Origin of the sequence: Sphingobium olei (assembly GCF_042678845.1) — a bacterium.
Lineage (GTDB): Bacteria > Pseudomonadota > Alphaproteobacteria > Sphingomonadales > Sphingomonadaceae > Sphingobium > Sphingobium olei.
This window is the reverse complement of the sequence record NZ_JBHTLS010000062.1, coordinates 1-3,909: the sequence shown is the minus strand read 5'-3', so window position 1 is coordinate 3,909 and position 3,909 is coordinate 1. Positions and strand designations below refer to the sequence as shown.

At 62.3% G+C, this 3,909-nt stretch carries 5 protein-coding genes and 3 pseudogenes; 1 reads left to right on the top strand and 7 read right to left on the bottom strand.

The features are described 5' to 3' along the window. The 5 genes and pseudogenes from ACFQ24_RS04250 to ACFQ24_RS04230 all read right to left on the bottom strand — a co-directional run. Positions 1-126 (bottom strand): annotated as a pseudogene (locus tag ACFQ24_RS04250) (ATPase); the annotation flags it as partial. Then, positions 123-899 (bottom strand): annotated as a pseudogene (locus tag ACFQ24_RS04245) (type IV secretion system DNA-binding domain-containing protein); the annotation flags it as partial. The pseudogenes ACFQ24_RS04245 and ACFQ24_RS04250, both read right to left, overlap by 4 nt. Beyond that, positions 896-1,195: a ribbon-helix-helix protein, CopG family gene (locus ACFQ24_RS04240; RefSeq protein ID WP_129926606.1), complete on the bottom strand. Its 300-nt coding sequence runs from the start codon at positions 1,193-1,195 to the stop codon at positions 896-898. The gene ACFQ24_RS04240 and the pseudogene ACFQ24_RS04245, both read right to left, overlap by 4 nt. 170 nt (positions 1,196-1,365) lie before the next feature. Then, a complete protein-coding gene (locus ACFQ24_RS04235; RefSeq protein WP_159365897.1) occupies positions 1,366-1,692 on the bottom strand; it encodes a hypothetical protein in 327 nt (108 codons plus the stop codon). Positions 1,693-2,180: 488 nt separating this feature from the next. Next, positions 2,181-2,552 (bottom strand): hypothetical protein, encoded by a 372-nt coding sequence (locus ACFQ24_RS04230; RefSeq protein ID WP_380909233.1) that lies wholly within the window; start codon positions 2,550-2,552, stop codon positions 2,181-2,183. A gap of 184 nt (positions 2,553-2,736) precedes the next feature. Between ACFQ24_RS04230 and ACFQ24_RS04225 the strand changes: the two genes are divergently transcribed. Beyond that, entirely contained in the window at positions 2,737-2,973 is a 237-nt protein-coding gene (locus ACFQ24_RS04225; RefSeq protein ID WP_380909231.1) for a hypothetical protein, read from the top strand. 15 nt (positions 2,974-2,988) lie between these two features. Here the strand turns inward: ACFQ24_RS04225 and ACFQ24_RS04220 are convergent, their stop codons facing one another. Then, positions 2,989-3,501, bottom strand: a complete 513-nt coding sequence (locus tag ACFQ24_RS04220; protein WP_380909229.1) for a hypothetical protein — start codon at positions 3,499-3,501, stop codon at positions 2,989-2,991. Positions 3,502-3,783: 282 nt separating this feature from the next. After that, a pseudogene (locus tag ACFQ24_RS04215) lies at positions 3,784-3,909 on the bottom strand (DUF2493 domain-containing protein); the annotation flags it as partial.

The window sequence follows — 3,909 nt, the reverse complement described above, 5'->3', positions numbered from 1 at the left end:
GCCGCCAGAGCGCGCGAACGGCAGATATCCCAGCTCATCGAGCACCACCAGGTCGAGCCGCGAGAGCTGTCCCGCCAGGGTCCCGCCCTTGCCGATCCGGGTCTCCTCTTCGAGGCGTGTCACCAGTCGCGCGGGACATCGACCCACGGCGACCAGCGCGCCGTGCGCTGATCGAGCGGATTGAGCAGCATGTCGGCGCCCTGCCGGTAGAACTTCTCGACGAAAGTGCCGGCCGTATCATAGACGATGGCTCGCCTTCCCGACTTGCGGATACCCTCAAGCATGCCGACGATAAGGTTGGTCTTGCCCGTTCCGGGAGCGCCGCACAGGAGAATATGTTCGGGCTCGTAGGCCTCCGGCACCGGGACGTTTCCGATCGACAAAGGCCCCTTTCTCTGTCGCCACAGCGCACGCTTCACCTGTCGGATCGTCCCGAAGCGGGCGCCGCGCAGATATTCGTTGGAGCCGAGCCCCCTCCCCGTGCGGGTAAAGTAGAACCATGCCCAGCCCAGCATGACGAGCGCGAACAGGCCCGAAATCAGCGCACCGTGGAGCAGATAGACCTCGAAGGCGTGGAGAGTCTTTTTCGCGAGGGTCGAGGCGACCAGCCAGTCGGCCGAGGTCCAGTAATCGCGCCCTTGCGGAGTACGAAACCGCACCGGATCATTGGTGCCACCAGCCGCATCGACCTTGATCATCGCTTCGGCGAGCTTGACCAGAACGAAGCGCTCGTATTCGCTCGACTTCTCGAACGCATACCAGACGGTGCCGACCAGCCAGATGATTAGCCCCGCGAGCAGCGTCTGGTAAAAGACCTGCGTGGTCATGCGGACATTGTGGACGATGGCCTGCCCTCCGCGTGTCCACGAGCCCAGCGTGTCGTTGCGAAAGATGCTCATTGCGCCTCCTCCTCGCCGAGGAGGCCACGCTCGGCGAGGATAGTGCGCGCCTGCGCCATCCCCTGCTCCAGCGTTTCGGGCGAGCGTCGTCCGACCGATGTCGCCAGGATCGAGAGGATCTGGATGGAGGTTGCGAGGATTTCGTCTTGCGACGAAAAGACGTATCGTTTGCGATTGTCGACTGCCTGTTCGAGCGCCTGGCGAATGAAGGCGGACAGGCTGAGATTGGCTCCATACGCCCGTCGCTGCAGGGCGTCGTGCAATGCCGGATCGACACGAAAATTGACTTTTGTCACGCGAAAGGTCTCCGCTGCCGGGAGCCTTCGCAGATGTCATGAAGCCTCTGTAATATAGGCTCTCATCAGAATGGCCGCAAGGGATACCAAACCCCCGAGTACCCGACCTCCGCTCGAGGCCGATCAGCTCGCTCGCCGACCATCCTGCCGATCAGCCAAGCGGTCAAAGATCAGTTTCCCCTGATTACGATCGACGAAGGAGGACGGGCGCCAGTCTCGGCGCGCCTGCGCCGAATATCGGCAATGTTGAGTCTGATCTTTTTCGCGATGATGTCCGACATACGCCGCACTTCCGCAGGGGTGCGAAGGTCGGGCACACCTTCGACGAATTCCGACAACAACAGCACCAGCGTTTCGCTGACTTCGGCAGATCCGATGAAAAGCGTATCGCCCTTGTACCCTGAGGCGGCCTCTTGCCGCTGCGCCGACACCTTGCAGATCGCCTCGACCAATGCCCGGCGAAGATCGATGATGTAGCTTTCATTCAGGTCCGCCATGCCGTTCCTTCCGGTCGCACTACCCTGAGAGAGGCGGGAGCACGTTTCATGCCGCGCTTCCACGTAAATGCCGCTCAATTCCACCTGCCTCCTTCCTCACGAAAGGATGGCAGTAAGGCACGGATTACAGGAAATTCGGCGAAATTTCAAAGCCGTGGCCAGGCAGATGGTTTGCTGGTGAACCCCGCCATACATGCGGCGAATTCATGCCTGCGCTGTAAGGCAGATCTATCGATCTGATTATACTATGAAAATCACCCGCAGCACCCGTGCGTAGGGTCCATTACAAAACGGCCTCGCGCCGTGCGTCCCGCCTTACGCAGCGCGCTCGCGCTGCGCAGCCTCGTACCGGAAGGCGCGGGGCAACCTTGCTTCAGAAGGTTGGTGTTCACCGCTGCAGCGGCACGAGGGACGAAATGCATGGGTGGGGGCTCCCCGCAAGCAAAAAAGGGGCCGGGCGCGAGCCCGACCCCGGAAGTCATTCGCTATCATTCGCCGGGGCATGGAGGCTCCGGATCGCTGTGGAAGATATTGTAGTGGGCGTTGTAGACGATCTGCGCGGTCTCGTCGGTCCTCCCCTGTGCCTTGAGGATCAGATAGGCGTTCGAGGTCGCGGCGATCCAGCCGAGGTTATGGGCCTTGGTCGTCGCCTCATCATATTCAGCGTCGTATTCGCCGGTGATGACAAGGTCGTGGGTCACCGGGTCGGTGTAGCCAGTGTAGCCACCGGCATAGTGGTCCGCCCGTCTGACCTGTTCCTCGATCTGGGCAATGAGCGCGAAACCTCTGATCTGCGCTGCCCGGTAATCGGGGTCATTGGGTCCAACAAAGCGATCGAGCTGGGGGTCGGTGATCGACATGACAGTCTCCTCGTTCCCCTTGCCTGCGCAGGGGAGGAATGATGGGAAGGTGAAATCTCGGGAGGCATGGAGCTGCGTATCTGAGCCGCCGGTGCCGGTATAAGCGGCGTTCGGCCCTTGCCTCCACGAGTGGCTATGGCAGAATGCACCGTGACGGGCAGGCCATCGGGGAAGGGCGATGGACATGCCAAAGATGACGGAAAGGGATCGGCTCGCCGATCTGGAAGCGCGTCAGCGCAAGATGAATGATGAACTGGAAAGCGCGCGCCGTGCCCTGCGCGGCAAATATGCCGCAATGATCGCGGAGATGCCGGTGGAGAAACTCACGGAAAAGGAGTTCCGCGAGCTTCTCACACAGGCGATCCGGGTCGGTGGCAGTGCGGCGCTGACGGCGGTTAAAGGACTGCCAGCGGCGATCTGATCACGCCACTGGTCATCACAGGTTCCGGCAGGGATACGCCTCGAGAAAGCTGTCCCTGTCGAAATCCGATCTCAGGGTGATGAACCGCGCTTCGGGCCCGAACCAGATCATGATGAAGCGCCGCTGCGCCGCCAACCGGTGGATATTCGCAAGGCTCCCCCGGCTTCGACCGTCCCAGATCACGAGACCGCTGAAGGCATCGCGCGCCATCGCCGCATCCTTCGGGACATGGTAGGCGGCGGTGCCCTTTCGCCCGGAAGAAGGAATGTTCCGGACAGGCCAATCGCTCAGATTGTTACGTGGCCCCTCGCCGGTGCAGTAGACCGTGACGGCAGCGATATCCCGGTCGGCAAGATGGCGCTGGACCAACCGATCCACGCCGCGCGCGTCCCCGATCAGGATGGGAAGAGCGCGCTCGATGATGCCGCCGATGCGTTCGATGACAGGTTCGGGAAGCGCGGTAATGGACAGCGATCCGGAAATGAAGACGGCCGAACCGGAGAGGTGTGATGGGGTATGCTCGGACATGGCTTTAATCTCCTCGAATGAGCCACTCCTCTCTGCCCTCCTCTCCTCTAATGGCAGGACGCGGGCCTCGCCACCTCAGCCAACCCCGCCCAGACCGCACCCGAAGGGTGTCCCTGCGGCGAGCACGGCGGAGCCGCGCGCAGACGGCCGGGACCGCCCCGGCGGTTCCGCATCGCGCCCGCGACGGACCCGCCTGCGGGTCCCTGAGCGGGGGCGAATGTGACGCTGGATAAAAGAAATGAGGACCGGCCCGGCGAACCGGACCGATCCTCAGGCGGAACCTCACTGCGCCTCCCATTCCTGATCGCTGAGCCTGACGAACCGCGCCGGGATACGCTTCTCCTTAACGAGGCGCGCGAGGTGAGACTGTAGTCCCGACCCTTCGCAGACCAGCGCCTCGACGGGCCG

Coding starts and splice junctions, on each gene's coding strand:
- ACFQ24_RS04225 (WP_380909231.1), top strand. CDS start 2,737: ATGCCAAAGATGACGGAAAGGGATCGGCTCGCCGATCTGGAAGCGCGT.
- ACFQ24_RS04230 (WP_380909233.1), bottom strand. CDS start 2,552: ATGTCGATCACCGACCCCCAGCTCGATCGCTTTGTTGGACCCAATGAC.
- ACFQ24_RS04235 (WP_159365897.1), bottom strand. CDS start 1,692: ATGGCGGACCTGAATGAAAGCTACATCATCGATCTTCGCCGGGCATTG.
- ACFQ24_RS04220 (WP_380909229.1), bottom strand. CDS start 3,501: ATGTCCGAGCATACCCCATCACACCTCTCCGGTTCGGCCGTCTTCATT.